Raw genomic sequence first — 18,248 nt, 5'->3', positions numbered from 1 at the left:
CCGTCCGCTTTCCTTCCCGATCGCTCTAAAGCTGCTGTTCGCCTTCGGCCAACGCCAGACATCGGCGGGTTGGGAGCGGCTATGCTGCTAGCTTTGGTATAGCTCTCTCGATCAATCGCAAGAATCGGGTGTTGCGAGCCCGCGATTTGAACCAGGGTCTGATGTCTGCACCTGCAATGACGGGTCGCCGGATCAGAATCATAATGGCGATGGTGAGATCAGCTTGGACGCCATTCGATCATCCATCCATTTCCCTCCAAATGTGATTTCTAGTTCGATCTTGAGTGTCGTAGTGCAATTTCCAATTCCATCGCAGCATTGGAAATTGCGGACCAGCACCTGATGCTGAATCATAGTGCTCCAGCGGAAACGTAGTTCTCAGTTTCATCTACGCTGGCGCTCGGGCGCAACGAGACGTTCCTCTACGGGCCGCTGCGCCTGTTCACGGGCGTCGAGGGGCTCTCCGGCCTCGTCTTCATCGGCTGGACCTCGGCCTTCACCTATTGGTGCATGACCCAGTTCTGGAACGACCATTGAGGCGTGGCAACGGTGAACGGCCTCGGGTCCATTACGCGGTGTCAGCCCCTAAGCGAAGGCCTTTTCGATCGTCTCGACGATGACCTTGATCGATTTGTCGTGCCGGGTGATCGGCGGGATCTGCCGATCCAGCCCCAGGAGCTGATAGACCGCCATCTGCGCCGCCCGGATCGAATATTCCACGGTGAAGACCACGTCGTCGGGAATTTCGACGAACTGGCTGATGAAGCCCAGGTTCTTCGAATTTTTAGGCACCGGAAGCGGCCGGTCGCCCTTGGCGCGGGGCATGAACATGCTGGTGATGTAGGGCAGGTTGCAGGGGATGCAGGCTGCGCCCTCGAAGACGCCGGGATCGAAATTGAGATGCCCGCATAGTTCGCGCAGGATTTCGGCGCCGCCGCATGCGGACATCGGCTTCGGCACGAAATTGCCGACCCGGTCCGGATGGAGCGCATAGCCCCAGAACACCTGCAGATTGGCCGGCTGATCGATGAAATGCGGCTGGCGGTAGAGTACCACCGACATCAGCCAGTTCGAATCCTTGAACGTCACGAGGCCGCCGGTGCCGGCTCGGTTGCCTGAGAACCGCTCCATCTTGTCGAAGAAGACAGGGGTGCTGCAGGTGACTGTGAAGGATTCCCAATAGGATTCAGGAATCGAGCTGTTGAAGACGGCGGGATTGCCGAATTCCGGCCGGCCGGCTGCGATCTTTTCCCAAAGCTCCCAGCCATGGCTGTCGGCCTTGGTCAAACGCTTCGGCGGACTGGTCATCGTACCCAGGCTGGTGGCGTCGGTCATCGAACCGTTCTGGAAGAACACCAGATCGCCGTCCTTCAGCGTCAGCGCTTCCAGCTTGCCGTCACGGTTCAGAGAGAGGCCGGCGACGCGCAGCTTGCCGGCCTCGTCGATCAGATCCATGTCGGTGACACGCACGCCGTTCTCGAAGCGGACGCCCTTTTGCCGAAGCCACTCCAGCAATGGGCGCACGATTGCGTCGAACTGGTTGTAGACGGTCCGCTTGACGCCACCCAGCGTTTCGATGCGCGGGAACTCGTTCATGAAGCGATGCAGATAGCGCTTCAGCTCCGCGGCGCTGTGCCAAGTCTGGAAGGCGAAAGTGGTCTGCCACATGTACCAGAAATTCGTCCGGAAGAATGGCGGCGAGAGCCAGTCGGTGATGCGGCTTGCGCCGAGTTCCTCCTCCGACGCCTCGGCAAGCCTGACCAGTTCGATGCGGTCCTGCATGGTGAAGCCCATGGTCGAAACATCGATCTTGAAGCAGTTGTGATCGACGAGGCGCGCCTGCGAATGCGCCATTTGCGCCTCGTTGAAGGCGACGGTTTCCTCGTAGACGGTCTTGCTGGGATCATCGATCGACGGGATGCCCTTCAGCAGGCCCCAGGTGCACTCGTAGTGATCCGTGGTCAGCATGCGGCCGCCGCGCAGGGAATAAGCGTGGTCCGCCAGCCTGGCGCCATCGAGGCTGCCGCCAACCAGCGGCAACTCTTCATAGATGGTGACGTCGCCGCCGCTGACGCCGCCGTCACGGATCAGGAAGGCAGCGCCCGCAAGCGATCCAATGCCGCCGCCGATGAAATAAGCTTTCATGACAACCTCGGTTCAGAGTGCTGGTGGTGATGAAAATCCCGTCCTGAAACCGCCCGGGCTCGGCGTTCCCCCGAACCTTGCCAGTATCGGTAGCCGGCTTCACGACAAATATCTCACCGCAGGATCACAGAGCTGCTCTTGAATGACAAGTCGCTTTTCTTGAATAAAAAGTCTTGGCGCGATGTGTGGCATGCTTGAATGGCAATAGGATAGACATGGTCCCTCCAGCGTTCACGCCCAGTACATTGGTTTTTACCTATTGTGCATGACCGGGTTCCGGAACGACCATTGAGGCGTGGCGGCAAACCCGCCTCAGGGCCCGTCGACCCAGGTCAGGCCCTTGTAGTTGAAGCCCTCCACGAGGGTTGGCTTGACGATCTCGAAATAGGGCGAGATGTCGAAGTCGCCGGGCGCGTAGAGGCTGTGGTGCCGGATATGCAGGAGTTCCTGACGGCGCCAGCTGCTGATGCCGCGCTTGACCGCTGCACCCTGCTCGATGCGCGGCAGGATGGGGTAGCCGATGCGCCCGAACGCCTCGGCGAGCAGGGTCGAGCAGATCGCCCGGGTCGGCTCTCCCGATCCCAGCGCGATCATGCGCCGCCGCCAGCGCGAGGGGATGGGCGGCGTCGGCAGCAGATAGCGGGCAAGGTCCACGATGTTGCGCATGTCGTAGCGAATGCCGAGGCGCGAGATCATGAAGTTGATCAGTTCGTCGCGATCGCTCTCGATCAACCCGACGGGCCGGCAGATGCGGGTGTGAAAGCGTGCCAGGCTCGAGAGTGGCGCGGATCTGCAACCCGCATCGAGGACGACTTCGATCAGGCTGTGGCGCTCGCTGCCGTCATCGGGCGCCCCAAGCACATCGCCGACATAAAGCGCGGCATGCGACCAGGTCGACTGCGTCAGGTATTTGACCGCCGTCGCGATCATGCTGGAGCCGGCGACCAGCACGACATCGCCCGGCCGCAGCGTGCGCCGCAGCGCGTCAGGATCCGACGGGATGAAAAGCTCCTGGCCGGGCGTCTCGCGCAGCAGCAGGCGGGCCAGCCTGTGTCCGAGCCAATCGAGAGCCGTATTGGATTGCCTCATCGCAGTGTCGCCTCGCGTCATGCGCCCCGTGACAGCCTTCGTCCGGCCACGCCGGTCGCATTGAGCTAAGGCGTTTTCGACCGAAATGGATACCGGTCCGCGTGAAGAAAACGCGTTAAAACAATGATCTAAAGCAATTTCTGATCAAGCCGGAAAGGAAATTGCTCTAGCCCTCTATGGGACCGCACCATCCCGGCAGATAATTCGCCTCCTGGCTCCTTGCGAGGTCGAGCGCCTTGACCACCGCCGCTTCGAATGCGCTCACGACGCGCTTGCGCGGGATGCGCCGCCGCAGGAAGTCGGCCCACAGGAACTCGGAGAACGGCGTCACCTCCTTGGCGAAGCCGCCGGCGCGCCGGAGCTCTCCGGCGAGCGAGCGGTAGGGGTCGTCCTTGAGGTCGGCGACCCGCTTGGGAATGTCATCGACGCTGCGACGCACGCCTTCAGCGTCGTAGGGATGGGTCCAGGCGCGATGCTCGCAGACCGTCCAGAAGCTCTGCCTGGTCAGGCTCGACAGATCCGACACCACATTGACGAGCACCTCCTCGACGCCTTCCTCGTCAAGCGCACGCGCCAGGTGATGATGGTCGAGGATGTAGAAGCGGTCCTTGGGGCCCTTGAGCACCGGGATCATGTGCCTGCCCAGGAATTCCTGCGCATGCACGCCGTGCTTTTCGCGCCAGAGCCGGCGCTTGGCCTCGACCTCGCGCAGGCCGACCGTCATCTGGGTCGGCCGGAGCTCGCTGATCCGCACGGGGTGAAGAATGGGCTCTCGCGTCGTCATCAGGGTCACCTCGCATCGGCGCGGCGGATTTCGGTGTGCATGGACGATCGGGAGGAGATCGGCCGGTCTTGACGTATTCCATGGTGGCGCATGGATAAGACGGGAAATGAATAGGACGGGAAAAAGCCACATCTGTGGCTAGGTTGACCCGTGCCGAGTCGGCTGGAGGCAAGCGCTGGCAATGTGGCTAGCCGCACAGCGTGTGCCCGACTGGCGTATCGTCGCAGTGGAGATCGGAACAGTGACGTTGCGTCGATGAACCAGAAGCCTGTGTTCCCGAAGCTGCCCCCCGACAGCGAGGTGCCTGCGGCTCCCGTGCGGAGATCGCGCCTGCGCTCGCCCGTCATCTGGCTGCTCCTCCTGCTCGTTGCCGGCGGCGCGCTCTGGTGGAGCCGGCGACAAGCCGCCGAGCCACCGTCGCCGGCGCGCGGCGGCCGCACGGCCGTGCCGATGTCGATCGTGCCGGAAATCGTCAGGAAGGGCGATATCGCAATCAATCTCGACGCGCTGGGAACCGTCACCTCGCTGGCGACCGTCACGGTCCGCTCGCAGATCAGCGGGCAACTGGTCCGGATCGATTTCAAGGAAGGCCAGGACGTCAAGAAGGGCGATCTGCTCGCCGAGATCGACACACGCCCCTATGAAGCGGTCCTGGCGCAGATGAAGGGGCAATTGGCGCGCGACGAAGCCCTGCTCAAGGGCGCGCAGGTCGATCTGACGCGCTATCAGGGCCTGTCCGCCCAGAACGCCGTGTCCCGCCAGACGCTCGATACCCAGACCGCACTGGTCGCCCAGTACGAGGGAACGGTGGCCGCCGACCGCGCCCAGGTCAACGCGGCCGAGGTCAACCTGCAATATTGCCGGATCGTCGCGCCGGCGGATGGCCGCGTCGGCCTGCGCCAGGTCGATCAGGGCAACTACGTCACCCCCGGGGACACCAACGGTCTGGTGGTGATCACGCAACTGGCGCCGATCAGCGTCCTCTTCACGATGCCGGAGGACAATCTGCAGGCGATCTCTGCGCGCTTGAGGAGCGGCGCGACGCTGCCGGTCACGGCTTTCGACCGCGCCGGCGCCAAGAGGATCGCCGAGGGCGTCCTGCAGACCTTCGACAGCCAGATCGATTCCACTACGGGAACGATCAAGCTGCGTGCGCAGTTCGGGAACGAGGCGAGGACGCTCTATCCGAACCAGTTCGTGAATATCCGCCTGCTGGTCGACACGCATAAGGACGTCACGCTGATGCCGACGGCCGGCGTGCAGCGCGGGGTGCCCGGAACCTTCGTCTATCTCGTCAATGCCGACGCCACTGTCTCCGTCCGCAAGGTCGAGCTCGGGGTCAGCGATGGCGAGCATGTCGAGGTCCGCTCGGGGCTGAACCCGGGCGACGCCATCGTCATCGACGGCGCCGACAAGCTGCGCGACGGCGCGAAGATCAGTGTGCGCTCGGAAAGCGGCGCGGGCCCGGCGCAGCCGGAACAACCGGCAGGCGGCAGGCGGCGGCAGAACGGCGGCCGCCAGCCATGAGCCCGTCGCGGCCCTTTATCCTGCGGCCGGTCGCGACCACATTGCTGATGGTCGCGATCATGCTGTCGGGCATCCTGGCTTTCCGCTTCCTGCCGGTCGCGGCCTTGCCCGAAGTCGACTACCCGACCATACAGGTCCAGACCTTCTATCCGGGCGCGAGCCCCGATGTGATGACCTCTTCGGTGACGGCGCCGCTCGAGGTCCAGTTCGGCCAGATGCCGAACCTCAACCAGATGAGCTCGGTCAGCTCCGGTGGCGCATCCGTCATCACCTTGCAGTTCGGGCTCAAGATCACGCTCGACGTCGCGGAGCAGGAGGTCCAGGCCGCGATCAACGCCGCCGGGAACCTGTTGCCCTCGGACCTGCCGGCGCCGCCGATCTACGCCAAGGTCAACCCGGCCGATGCGCCGATCCTGACCCTGGGGCTGACCTCGGCGACCATGCCGCTGACGCAGGTGCAGGATTTCGCCGATACGCGGCTGGCGCAGAAGATCTCCCAGCTTCCGGGGGTCGGGCTGGTCAGCATCAGCGGGGGGCAGCGACCGGCGGTGCGCATCCGCGCCGACATCCGCAAGCTCGCCGCCTATGGCCTGAACATCGACGATCTGCGCAGCACGCTCGGCAACGCCAATGTCAACACGCCCAAGGGCAGCTTCGACGGCCCCTTGCGCGCCTCGACGATCAACGCCAACGACCAGATCCGCACCGCCAATGGCTACAGGTCGCTGATCGTCGCCTACAAGAACGGGGCGGCCGTCCGGCTCAGCGACATCGGCGAGGTCGCCGACGGTTCGGAAAACGACAAGCTCGGCGCCTGGATGAATGCGGCGCCGGCCATCATCCTGAATATCCAGCGGCAGCCCGGCGCCAATGTCATCTCGGTCGTGGAGGGCATCAAGGCACTCCTGCCGCAGCTCAAGGCGTCGCTGCCGGCCGCAATCGACATGGCCGTGCTCACCGACCGCACGGTCACCATCCGCGCCTCGGTGCGGGATGTGGAATACGAATTGACGCTGGCGGTGGTTCTCGTCGTGCTGGTGATCTTCGTCTTCCTGCGCAGCACGCGCGCGACGCTGATCCCGAGCCTGTCGGTTCCGCTGTCGCTCGTCGGCACGCTGGGCGTGATGTATCTGAGCGGCTTCAGCCTCAACAACCTGACCCTGATGGCGCTGACCATCTCGACCGGCTTCGTCGTCGACGACGCCATCGTCGTGATCGAGAACATCTCCCGCTATATCGAGGAGGGCGACACGCCGCTTCACGCCGCCTTGCGCGGTTCGGAGCAGATCGGCTTCACCATCATCTCGCTGACGGTGTCGCTGATCGCCGTGCTGATCCCGCTGCTGTTCATGGGCGATGTCGTCGGCCGGTTGTTCCGGGAGTTCGCGATCACGCTTGCCGTGACGATCCTGATCTCCGCCGTGGTCTCGCTGACCCTGGTGCCGATGGCCTGCGCGAAGCTGCTGAAGGCGGCGACCGAGACGCATGAGAACGGCTTCCAGCGCTGGAGCCGCGAAGCCTTCGACGGCATCATCGCGGTCTATGCCCGCATGCTGAACTGGGTGCTCGATCGCCAGACCCTGGTGCTGCTGGTCGCCCTGGCGACCTTCGGGCTGACGGGCCTGCTCTATGTGGTCATCCCGAAAGGCTTCTTCCCGCTGCAGGATACAGGCGTCATCCAGGCGATCTCGGAGGCGCCGCAGTCAGTGTCCTATGCCGCGATGGCCAAGCGGCAGCAGGCGCTGGCGAGCGAGATCCTGAAGGATCGCGATGTCGAGAGCCTGTCCTCCTTCATCGGCGTGGACGGAACCAACAGCACGCTCAACAGCGGCCGCATCCTGATCAATCTCAAGCCGCATGAGGAGCGGACCTCCACCATCGCCGCGGTGATGCGGCGCCTGCAGGAGCGCACGGCCTCCCTTCCGGGCATCACGCTCTACATGCAGCCGGTGCAGGACCTGACCGTCGAGGGCACCGTCAGCCGGATGCAGTATCAATTCATCCTGCAGGATGCGAGCGCTGACCAGCTCGCCGAATGGACGCCCAAGCTGGTCGACAAGCTGAAGGAGCTTCCGCAACTGGCCGATGTCGCGAGCGACATCTCGGCCCGCGGGCTCGCCGTCTTCGTCGATATCGACCGCGACCAGGCGGCGCGCTTCGGCATCACGCCGGCGACGATCGACAACGCGCTCTACGACTCCTTCGGACAGCGCATCGTCTCGACGATCTTTACCAACTCCAACCAGTACCGCGTCATCCTCGAGGCCGATCCGCAACTCCAGAAGTCGCTGCGCTCGCTCTCGGCGATCCATCTGCCGTCCTCTGTCGGCGGAGGGCCGGTGCCGCTCGACGTGGTCGCGAGAATCCGCGAAGGCACGGCGCCGCTCCAGGTCTCGCATCTCGGCCAGTTCCCGTCCGCTACCGTTTCGTTCAACCTGGCGCCGGGCGCCTCGCTCGGCGAGGCCGTGACCGCGATCAAGCAGGCGCAGGCCGAGATCGGCCTGCCCGAAAGCGTAGTCAGCACCTTCCAGGGCGCGGCCCAGGCCTTCCAGTCCTCGCTCTCGAACCAGATCTGGCTGATCCTGGCGGCGATCGTGACGGTCTATATCGTGCTGGGCGTCCTCTATGAGAGCTTCATCCATCCGTTGACGATCCTCTCGACCTTGCCATCGGCGGGCATCGGCGCGCTCCTGGCGCTGATGGCGGCCGGGCAGGAGCTCACGATCGTCGCGATCATCGGCATCATCCTCCTGATCGGCATCGTGAAGAAGAATGCGATCATGATGATCGACTTCGCGCTCGACGTCGAGCGGAACGAGGGCAAGACGCCGCGCGAGGCGATCTACCAGGCCTGCCTGCTGCGCTTCCGGCCGATCCTGATGACCACGATGGCGGCGGTGCTGGGCGCGCTGCCGCTGATGCTGGGAACCGGCGCCGGCTCGGAGCTCCGGCATCCGCTCGGCATCTCCATTGTCGGCGGCCTGCTGGTCAGCCAGGTCCTGACCCTGTTCACGACGCCGGTGATCTATCTCTGGTTCGACCGCCTCGCGGTGCGATTTGCCGGGCGCGAGCCCGGCATCAGCCCGGCACGAGAGACGAGCTAGGCGATGAGCCTGTCCAGCGTCTTCATCCGCCGCCCCGTCGCCACGACGCTGCTGACCTTCTGGCTGGCCGCGGCGGGCGCGGTCGCGTTCTTCCAACTGCCGGTCTCGCCGCTGCCGGAGGTCGACTTTCCGACGATCTCGGTGCAGGCCTCATTGCCCGGCGGCAGTCCGCAGGATGTCGCGACGACGGTCGCCAGCCCGCTCGAGCGCCATCTCGGGCAGATCGCCGACGTCTCGGAGATGACCTCGTCGAGCAGCGTCGGATCGGCGCGCATCACCCTGCAATTCGGACTCAATCGCGACATCAACGGCGCGGCGCGCGACGTGCAGGCCGCGATCAATGCCGCCCGCGCCGACCTCCCGACCAGCCTGAGGGCCAATCCGACCTATCGCAAGGTCAATCCCGCCGACGCCCCGATCCTCATCCTCACCCTGACCTCGGACACGCTGACGCGCGGGGCGCTCTACGACGCCGCATCGACCGTGCTGGCGCAGAAATTGTCGCAGGTCGAAGGCATCGGCGAGGCCGTCGTCGGCGGCGGTTCGCTGCCGGCCGTGCGCGTCGAGCTCATCCCCCAGGCGCTCTACAAATACGGCATCGGCCTGGAGGATGTCCGAGCCGCGATCGCCAGCGCCAATGCCCATAGCCCGAAGGGCGCGATCGATGTCGGCGACCGGCGCTATCAGATCTACGCCAGCGATCAGGCGGAGAAGGCGGCGCAGTACAGATCGCTGACGATCGCCTATCGCAACGGTGCCCCGGTGCGCCTCTCCGATGTCGGCGAGGTGGTGGATTCCGTCGAGAACCTGCGCAATTCGGGCCTCGCCAACGGCAAGCCCAGCGTTCTCGTCATCCTGTTCAGGCAGCCGAACGCGAACATCATCGGCGTGGTCGACCGCGTGAAGGCGCTGCTGCCGACCTTGCGCGCCTCCGTCTCGCCAGCGATCGACATCGAGCCGGCCGTCGATCGATCGACGACGATCCGCGCCTCGCTGCACGACGTCGAGCGAACGCTGGTGATCGCGATCCTGCTCGTCATCGCGGTGGTCTTCCTCTTCCTGCGGGACTGGCGCGCGACGCTGGTTCCGATCGTGGCCGTCTCGGTGTCGCTGATCGCGACATTCGCGGCGATGTATCTGATGGGCTACAGCCTCAACAACCTGTCGCTGATGGCGCTCACGGTCGCGACCGGCTTCGTCGTCGACGACTGCATCGTCGTGCTGGAGAACATCACGCGCCATATCGAGGACGGCATGGAGCCACGCGAGGCCGCCCTCAAGGGCGCCCAGGAGGTCGGCTTCACCGTCCTGTCGATGAGCCTGTCGCTCGTTGCCGTCTTCATCCCCATCCTGCTGATGGGCGGCATCGTCGGACGCCTGTTCCGCGAATTCGCGATGACGACCTCGCTGGCGATCATGATCTCGCTGGCGATCTCGCTGGCGACGACGCCGATGATGTGCGCGGTCTTGCTCCGCAAGCAGACTGGCGAGCGCCATGGGCGGCTCTATCGCGGCAGCGAGCGGGTCTTCGAATGGATGCTCGACGGTTACCGGAGCAGCCTCTCCCTGGCGCTGCGCCATCCCCGCGCGATCATGCTGGTCTTCGCCTCGATCCTGGGCCTGAACGTCTATCTCTACGACACCATCCCGAAAGGCTTCTTTCCGCAGCAGGACACCGGGCGGATCGTCGGCGCGATCCAGGCCGACCAGAGCATCTCCTTCCAGCTCATGCAGCAGAAGCTGGCGCAGTTCATCTCCATCGTCCGGCAGGATCCGGCAGTCGACACCACCGTGGGCTTCACCGGCGGCGGGCAGACCAATTCCGGCAATGTCTTCATGTCGCTGAAGCCCATGGCCGAGCGCAAGATTTCGGCGGACCGGGTGATCGCGCGTCTGCGGCGGGAGCTCTCGGCGGTGCCCGGAGCGACCCTGTTCCTGCAGGCCGTGCAGGACATCCGCGTCGGCGGTCGCGCCGGCAATGCGCAATATCAATACACGCTGCAGGGCTCGACCCTCGAAGAGCTCTATGAATGGGCTCCGAAGATCACGGCCGCGCTGCAGGGGCAGCCCAACCTGGCCGACGTCAACAGCGACCAGCAGAACAAGGGGCTCCAATCCAACCTGGTGGTCGACCGCGACACGGCCGCCCGCCTGGGCATCTCGATGAGCCAGATCAACAACACGCTCTATGACGCCTTCGGCCAGCGCCAGGTCTCGACGATCTTCGTCGCGCGCAACCAGTATCATGTGATCATGGAGGTCGCGCCGCGCTTCTGGCAGAATCCGGAGACGCTGAAGACCGTCTATATCAGCACCTCGGGCGGATCGGTCGGCGGTTCGCTGGCGACCAATGCCGTCTCGGGAACGGTGGCAGCGGCGGGGCAGGCGGCATCAGTGAACTCGGCCAGCGCCAATGCCGCGCGCAACCTTGCGACCAATTCCATCGGCCAGACCGGGCGCGGCACCGCCTCGAGCGGGTCGGCCGTCAGCACCTCCAGCGAAACCATGGTGCCGCTATCGACGCTGGCGCGGTTCGAGCAGGGCTCGACCCCCCTGTCGGTCAACCATCAGGGCCTGTTCGTCGCCAGCACCATTTCGTTCAACCTGCCGCCGGACGTCCCGCTGAGCGCGGCGGTCGAGACGATCGAGGCGACGATGAACCGCATCGGCGTGCCCGCCACGATCCGCGGCAGCTTCCAGGGCACGGCCCGGGCCTTCCAGGCCTCGCTGAGCAACCAGCCCTACCTCATCCTCGCCGCCCTGATCACGATCTATCTGGTGCTTGGCGTGCTCTATGAGAGCTATGTCCACCCGCTGACGATACTCTCGACCTTGCCGTCGGCGGGCGTGGGCGCTTTGCTCGCATTGATGGCGTTCAACACGGAGTTCAGCATCATGGCGCTGATCGGCGTCATCCTGCTGATCGGCATCGTCAAGAAGAACGCGATCATGATGATCGACTTCGCGCTCGACGCGCAGCGTACGCGCGGCCTGTCCGCCTTTGACGCGATCCATGAGGCGTGCCTGCTGCGCTTTCGGCCGATCATGATGACGACCATTGCGGCGATGCTCGGCGCCTTGCCGCTCGCGATCGGCCTGGGGGAGGGCAGCGAGCTCAGGCAGCCGCTGGGCATCGCGATCGTCGGCGGTCTCATCCTGAGCCAGGTCCTGACGCTCTATACGACGCCGGTGATCTATCTATACGCCGACAGGTTCCGCGCCTGGTGCGAGCGCGTGAAAAACGGCGGCAAAACGCCGGCTTCACCTGGCGCGGCCTCATGAGTGGCGCTTCCTTCCAGGCATGGCAAGATTCTCAGGGACAACAAGACTTGCAAGCGCGGCAGGAGGGCAGCTTGCGGCCGGCCAGATGCTATAGGAAGTCGATGATCGAACCCGAACCTTGCAGCCGTGAGCGGCATTCTGGTGCGGCGGATGCAAGTGCGGGCGAGGTGCGGAATGCGTGATGGTGTTGCGTTCGGGCCGGCTGCTTCCGTTCCGAAGATCGGCGTCATGCCCGGCCTCAAGCCGCTCGCCGCGCTCGTCCTGATCGGCATGGGATTGTCCGGCTGCATTCTCGGGACCGAGCGACCCGACGCCAATCTCGAGGTGCCGGCCAGCTATCGCGCCGGGCCGCGCGCGCCCGACAGCGCCGTGCCGGCGCTCGATTGGTGGCGCGGCTTTCGCTCGAGCGAACTGACGCGCCTGATCGAGACTGCGCAGGCCGCCAATCTCGATATCGCCGTGGCCGTGGCCCAGATCCTCCAGGCCGACGCGCAGGCCGGCATCGCGGGCGCTCCCTTGCTGCCCACGCTGACGGGGACAGGGACCGCCGAGCGCCTGCGCTCGGCAACGTCGTCGAGCAGCAGCGCAGGCTCGCGCTCGACCTCGCAGTTCAACGCCGGCCTCACGGCAAGCTACATGATCGATTTCTGGGGCAAGAACCGCGCGACGCTCTATGCGGCTGAGGAGAGTGCGACCGCGGCGCGCTATAACCGCGACGTGGTGGCGCTCACCGCGACCGCGACCGTCGCCAATACCTATTTCGAGCTTCTGACGGCGCAGGACCGCCTGCGCATCGCGCGCCGCAACGCGGCCTCGGCCGAGCGCATCCTCGCCCTGATCAGGCAGCAATTCACAGCGGGAACGGCATCCCAGCTCGAAGTGTCGCAGCAGGAGACGCTGGTCGCGACCCAGCGGGCCTCGATTCCGCCGCTGGAAACCACCTTGCGCCAGAACAGCGCCACGCTTGCCTTGCTGGTCGCCCGGGCGCCTGCGAAGTTCACGGTGAATGGCGGAAGCCTCGCCAGGCTCGCGGTTCCGCGCGTCACGCCGGGCATTCCCTCGGAGCTCTTGCGGCAGCGGCCCGATGTCATGCAGGCGGAAGCGCAGCTCGCGGCCTCGAATTTCAGCGTCGAGTCGGCGCGCGCCGCCTTCTTCCCGCAGATCCAGCTGACGGCCGACACCGGCTTCCAGAGCAAGGCGCTGTCGTCGCTGTTTGGACCCGGCGCGTGGTACTACACCCTCGCGGCGGGCCTGACCCAGCCGATCCTCGACGGCAATCTGTTGAAGAGCCAGCTGGAGCAGGCGCAAGGGGCCCAGCTCGAAAACCTGCAGGCCTACCGCAAGGCGGTCCTGTCGGCCTTCACCGATGTCGAGAAGGCCCTCATTGCGCTTCAGCAGACGAGCTTGCAGGAGCGTTTGCAGGGCGAGGTCGTCGCCAGTTCGCGCCGGGCCTTCGAGGTGGCGGAAACCCAGCTGCGCGGCGGCACCGTCAACCTCGTCAGCGTGCTTCAGGTCCAGCAGACCTTCTTCACTGCCGAGGACACCCTGGCGCAGGTCCGCCTGACGCGCTTCCAGGCGGCGACGAGCCTGTTCCAGGCCCTGGGCGGCGGCTGGACGCTGGCCCCAAGGACTGCGGAACCGAGGCGGTTCTGAACGCCACGGCTTCAAGTGGGGCCACGCGCGACGCGCCTGGCCGGCATGTTATGATCCACATATGAGCCGCCGGCGGAAGTGATTGTCCCGGAACACGTTTTCGCCGCGCTCGACGAAGTGAATGGCCGGCGGCGCAGCCTATCTCTCAGGATCAGGAACGCAGAGACGGCGCGGCTTCTGTCGGAGATGGCGATAGCGGCCGGGATCGCGCACAGGCATTGCCTTTCTGGAGGTTGCGTCATGCGCAGTTTCATCACTGTCGCGGGCTTTGCTGCATTGTCCTTCATGGCGCCGGCGCAAGCCAGCGCGCCCTGGGAAGCGGCCTGCGCCGACAAGATGCCCGCGGGCATTCCCGGACAAGGCTGGACCAACATCGCCGATGACTGCACGCGGCTGGTGTTCTGCCAGAAGATGGATAACCAGGGCACGGCCGATCTCGGGCAGATGGGTTGCTTCGGCTTCACGCCCGAACAGACCAGCCCGAGCAGGCATAGCCACGGCTGAATTCTACCTCGCGGCCTAGGTAGAGCTTTGCTCGAAAGACTGAGTCCCGGCTATTTGCAGGCGCAATGCTCAAAACTCCTGGAATCAAGCCTGTTTTTGGAATCGAGCATGTTTTGCGCATTTGGACGGTTCCGTCTGAGTGCGACATGGTCGAACCCGCATTTTGTGCCAAGTGCTTTCCGTTCGGCCCTCTCATGCGCATGCCGCATATCGAATTGCGCGCATTGCCTCGTCATGAATGTTGACAATGCGCGCTCCGGTTGTGTTTTATAGACAAGACCGGAGGGATAGTCGTGTTTCGTATAATTTTATCGGATGCGCTGAAGCGTATTATCGCGGAATTATATTGATACGCTGCAAGCGATGCTCAGCGTCGGCAAAATCAGAAATAATTCCCTCCATTTTAAGTTTGTAGGACCGCTATATTTAGCGGGCTTTGTTTTGTCGACGTCAGCCGTGCCGGAGCCAAGCATGCTTGTTCGCAATCTGATGGGACGTTGGCTGGCCGGCCCGCTGCGCAGCGGCGCCAGAGGCTTGCGCAATCTCCTGCTCGGCGCGGCACTGATCGCGGCCGGATGCGTGCTGAACGGGCCCTCGTCTCACGCCGAATACTGGCTGGCCGGGCTGCCGGGCGGCGGCAGCATTACCGGTAGCGATGGCTGTGCGACGGCTAGTGCGCAGGCCCAGGCCATTCATGGCGCAAATGCTCGATACTTCACTGGATGCACTTATACTGCGGTGGGGGCCGCCAACGCCAATTTCTATCAGAACTGGGACCCGATCAACGGATACACTGGCGGTCGAGGCGGCAGCGCCGTTTTAATGTGCGATTCGCCGGAGGTGAAGATCGATGGGAGCTGCAAGCGGCCGGTTGTCGAGAACGAGAACGAATGTCGCGGCAATCCGATTGAGAGCCTGAGCGGCTTCAAGAAGGAGAGGACGGTCGATTTCGCGTTCGACTCCGGGGATGATTTCAAGATCGAGCGGTTTTATTCCCAAAACGGCATCGCTCGCGTGATGTCGTCGTTCAACGGTAAACTGGGCAACGGCTGGCGCACCAGCTTCGACGCGGTTATGAATTTCGATTTCGATGCGAGAATTTACATTACTCTACCGTCTGGGCAAGATCTGGTTTTTTATTCACAAGGAAGCATCTGGCTTCCAGCTTATCTGAATTCGACGGGAACTGGATTTTCTGCCGGCCGCAAGGGCGTGCATGAGACCTTGGTCAAGGTTGGAACGACCTTCGAGCTCACAATGACGGACGGCACGGTTTATGTTTTTCATTCCAGCAACAAGCGCCTTCTGAATATCCGCAAGCTTGGCGGGCATGTTCAGACGCTGGTCTATGACGGCAACGGCGTTAACACGGGCGTGACGGATAATCGCGGCCGGGCGATGAGTTTCGTCTATGATGGTCAGGCGCATCTCAGCGAGGTGAAGGTCAACGGCGTAACGGTAGTCAAGTACGAGTATCTGGCTCGCACGGACACGGCTGTACTGGCGCCGTATTATCCCGCGGGCGTGCCCGATGACGTGGCGAAGGGCACGGCGGTTCTGGAGAAGGTGATCTTCCCGCAGCAGAACAACGAGACGATCACCTATCATTATGAGGATACGAACAATAAATTCGCACTGACCGGCGTGACGGACGAGCGCGGCATTCGCTACGCGACCTGGGGCTATGATGCGCAGGGGCGCGCGACCTCCAGCGTCCATGCCGGCGGCGTCGACCAGTACAGCTTCAGCTATGGCTCGGGCACGACCACGGTCACCAACCCGTTTGGCAAGCAGGAGGTGATCACCTATGCGACCACGAGCCAGGGCAACAAGCTGGTGTCCTCGCTCGCCGGGCAGCCCTCGACCAACTGCCCCTTGTCGAACACGACCCGCAGCTATGATGCGAACGACTTCATGGCCTCCGTGACGGATGCCGAAGGGCGGGTGACGACCTATGTCAACGACACGATCGGCCAGCCGACCTCGATCACACGGGGCTCGGGAACCACTTCCGCGGCGACCTCGACCATCACCTGGAACGCGACCTGGCGCGTGCCCTCGCAGGTCGTCGATCCCGGCCTGACCACGGACTATGTCTGGAATACGTCGGGTCAATTGACCTCGCGGACCTTGACGGACACGACGACGCAGACGGTGCCCTATGCGACCGGCGGGCAGACGCGGGTCTGGGCGTACACTTACGGGACGGCGGGCTTGCTCGCTTCGGTGGACGGGCCGCTGGCGGGAACGGGCGATACGGTCTCCTACACCTACGACGCGCAAGGCTTCGTCCAGACGGTCACAAACGAGCTTGGCCAGGTCACGACGGTCGACACGGTCAATGACCGGGGCCAGCCGACGCTGGTGACCGATGCCAATGGGGTGAAGACGGCGCTGAGCTATGACGGGCGCGGTCGTCTCCTGACGGTCACAGCCGATTCGACCGGCTCCGCGGCGGTCACGACGATGACCTATGACGGCGTCGGCCAGATCACCAAGATCACGCAGGCCGATGGCAGCTGGCAGTCCTTCAGCTATGACGATGCGCGCCGGCTGACGACGGTGACGAACAATATCGGCGAGACCACCAACTATGTCCGCGACGCGATGGGCGGGGCGACTTCGATCACGCGCAAGAAGGCCGATGCGAGCACGAGCTTCGCGCGCACGCAGAGCTTCGACGAGCTTGGCCGGCTCTTGCGCGCGATCGGCGCGGGCAGCAGCACCTGGCAGTTCGGCTATGACCGGACGGACAACCTGGTCGCGGTGACCGATCCGCGCTCGAACCTGTACAATTACGGCTTTGACGCCCTGAACCGATTGATCAGCGAGACCGATGAGGAGAGCCAGAAGGTCGAGGTGACGCGCAACGGCGTCGACGTCATCACCTCCTACAAGGATGCGCGCAACGTCACCACGGCCTATGTGCGCAACGGTTTTGGCGAGGTGATCCAGGCAGCCTCGCCCGATAGCGGCACGGTGGTCTACCAGCGCGACGCGCGCGGCCTGATCACGCAGAAGACCGATGGCCGCGGCGTGGTGATGAACCAGGCTTTCGACAATGCCGGGCGCATCACCGCACGCTCCTACCCCTCGGCGACGGGGCTGAACGTGACCTGGAGCTATGACGACGTCGCCAGTGGCAACAAGGGCAAGGGCCGCTTGACCGGGATGAGCGATGCGTCGGGCACGACAGCCTGGGTCTATGACGCGCGTGGCAATGTCACCTCGGAAACCCGGGTCATCGCCGGCAAGAGCTATGTCGTCGCTTACGCCTACAACCTCGCCGACAAGGTGACGCAGATCACCTATCCGTCGGGCCGCATCGTCGATGTCGCCCGGGATGCGACGGGCCGGGTCGGCGGCGTCACGACGAAGCAAAACGCAGCGGCGGCAAGCGCGGTGCTGGCGTCCGGTGTGGCCTACCAGCCTTTTGGCGACCTGCAGTCGCTGAGCTATGGCAACGGCTTGAGCCTCTGGCGCACCTTCACCGCTGACGACCAGCTCAACCAGTTGCTGGTCGAGAACACGGTGACCGGCGTCGCGACCATCAAGCGCTTCCATGACCGCACCGATAATGGCCTGAACCTGACCAGCATCGCGACCTATGACGACGTCTCGCCGCCGCCGAGCCAGAGCTTCTGGTACTCGCCGGCGCGGCGCCTGCAGAACGCGACGGGCGTCTGGGGCGAGCTGACCTATTATTACGGCCCTGGCGGCAACCGGACACATGAGATCCTGACGCAAGGCGCCACCACGACGACGAAGGTGACGAGCTTTGAGGCGACCTCGAACCGGATCACGCAAGTTGCGACGGATGGGACGGTGACACGGACATTCGGCCATGACGGGGCGGGCAATATCGTCACCGACACGCAAGGCGCGTCGGCCTGGAGCTTCACGCACAACGCGGCGGGGCGTCTGTCGCAGGCGAGCGTGGGTGGGACGCTGAAGGGCGCCTATACCTATGATGGGCTGGAGCGGCTGGCGATCCGGGCTGTGACCAACACGACCCCGTCGGGCACGACGCATCTGATCTACGACACCGCCGGCCATCTCCTGGCGGAGGCGAACGCGGCGTCGGGCGCGACGATCCAGGAATATGTCTGGCTCGAGGTCGACGACCTCGGCTCCGACACCGGCCCGACGCAGCGTCCCGC

Annotated in this window: 9 protein-coding genes; 6 read left to right on the top strand and 3 right to left on the bottom strand. The window is 64.2% G+C overall.

The window, feature by feature from the left end:
• Positions 1-585: 585 nt before the first annotated feature.
• From CYD53_RS26145 to CYD53_RS26135, 3 genes are all read right to left on the bottom strand, one after another.
• The gene (locus CYD53_RS26145; protein WP_103721025.1) at positions 586-2,145 is read right to left on the bottom strand and encodes an oleate hydratase; all 1,560 of its coding nucleotides are present in this window, start codon (positions 2,143-2,145) and stop codon (positions 586-588) included.
• 312 nt (positions 2,146-2,457) lie between these two features.
• Positions 2,458-3,234 (bottom strand): C40 family peptidase, encoded by a 777-nt coding sequence (locus tag CYD53_RS26140; protein WP_103721024.1) that lies wholly within the window; start codon positions 3,232-3,234, stop codon positions 2,458-2,460.
• A 166-nt stretch (positions 3,235-3,400) separates the two neighbouring features.
• Positions 3,401-4,018, bottom strand: a complete 618-nt coding sequence (locus tag CYD53_RS26135) for a ParB-like protein (protein ID WP_103721023.1) — start codon at positions 4,016-4,018, stop codon at positions 3,401-3,403.
• A gap of 255 nt (positions 4,019-4,273) precedes the next feature.
• Between CYD53_RS26135 and CYD53_RS26130 the strand changes: the two genes are divergently transcribed.
• The 6 genes from CYD53_RS26130 to CYD53_RS26105 form a co-directional block, all read left to right on the top strand.
• Complete coding sequence (locus CYD53_RS26130; protein ID WP_103721022.1) at positions 4,274-5,545, top strand: MdtA/MuxA family multidrug efflux RND transporter periplasmic adaptor subunit; 1,272 nt, start codon at positions 4,274-4,276, stop codon at positions 5,543-5,545.
• Positions 5,542-8,649, top strand: coding sequence for an MdtB/MuxB family multidrug efflux RND transporter permease subunit (locus CYD53_RS26125; protein ID WP_103721021.1), 3,108 nt, complete (start codon positions 5,542-5,544; stop codon positions 8,647-8,649). The genes CYD53_RS26130 and CYD53_RS26125 overlap by 4 nt, the downstream gene beginning before the upstream one ends.
• 3 nt (positions 8,650-8,652) lie before the next feature.
• Positions 8,653-11,931: an efflux RND transporter permease subunit gene (locus CYD53_RS26120; RefSeq protein WP_103721020.1), complete on the top strand. Its 3,279-nt coding sequence runs from the start codon at positions 8,653-8,655 to the stop codon at positions 11,929-11,931.
• 228 nt (positions 11,932-12,159) lie between these two features.
• Positions 12,160-13,584, top strand: a complete 1,425-nt coding sequence (locus CYD53_RS26115; RefSeq protein ID WP_103721071.1) for an efflux transporter outer membrane subunit — start codon at positions 12,160-12,162, stop codon at positions 13,582-13,584.
• A 240-nt stretch (positions 13,585-13,824) separates the two neighbouring features.
• Positions 13,825-14,088 (top strand): hypothetical protein, encoded by a 264-nt coding sequence (locus CYD53_RS26110; protein ID WP_103721019.1) that lies wholly within the window; start codon positions 13,825-13,827, stop codon positions 14,086-14,088.
• A gap of 471 nt (positions 14,089-14,559) precedes the next feature.
• Positions 14,560-18,248: DUF6531 domain-containing protein (locus CYD53_RS26105; protein ID WP_181012037.1), on the top strand; the 3,689-nt coding region annotated here is incomplete at its 3' end.

This window comes from Allobosea psychrotolerans (assembly GCF_002917105.1).
GTDB lineage: Bacteria > Pseudomonadota > Alphaproteobacteria > Rhizobiales > Beijerinckiaceae > Allobosea > Allobosea psychrotolerans.
The sequence above is the reverse complement of the archived record's forward strand: the minus strand, read 5'-3'. Positions and strand labels throughout refer to the sequence as shown.

Coding starts and splice junctions, on each gene's coding strand:
- CYD53_RS26115 (WP_103721071.1), top strand. CDS start 12,160: ATGCCCGGCCTCAAGCCGCTCGCCGCGCTCGTCCTGATCGGCATGGGA.
- CYD53_RS26125 (WP_103721021.1), top strand. CDS start 5,542: ATGAGCCCGTCGCGGCCCTTTATCCTGCGGCCGGTCGCGACCACATTG.
- CYD53_RS26135 (WP_103721023.1), bottom strand. CDS start 4,018: ATGACGACGCGAGAGCCCATTCTTCACCCCGTGCGGATCAGCGAGCTC.
- CYD53_RS26130 (WP_103721022.1), top strand. CDS start 4,274: ATGAACCAGAAGCCTGTGTTCCCGAAGCTGCCCCCCGACAGCGAGGTG.
- CYD53_RS26145 (WP_103721025.1), bottom strand. CDS start 2,145: ATGAAAGCTTATTTCATCGGCGGCGGCATTGGATCGCTTGCGGGCGCT.
- CYD53_RS26120 (WP_103721020.1), top strand. CDS start 8,653: ATGAGCCTGTCCAGCGTCTTCATCCGCCGCCCCGTCGCCACGACGCTG.
- CYD53_RS26110 (WP_103721019.1), top strand. CDS start 13,825: ATGCGCAGTTTCATCACTGTCGCGGGCTTTGCTGCATTGTCCTTCATG.
- CYD53_RS26140 (WP_103721024.1), bottom strand. CDS start 3,234: ATGAGGCAATCCAATACGGCTCTCGATTGGCTCGGACACAGGCTGGCC.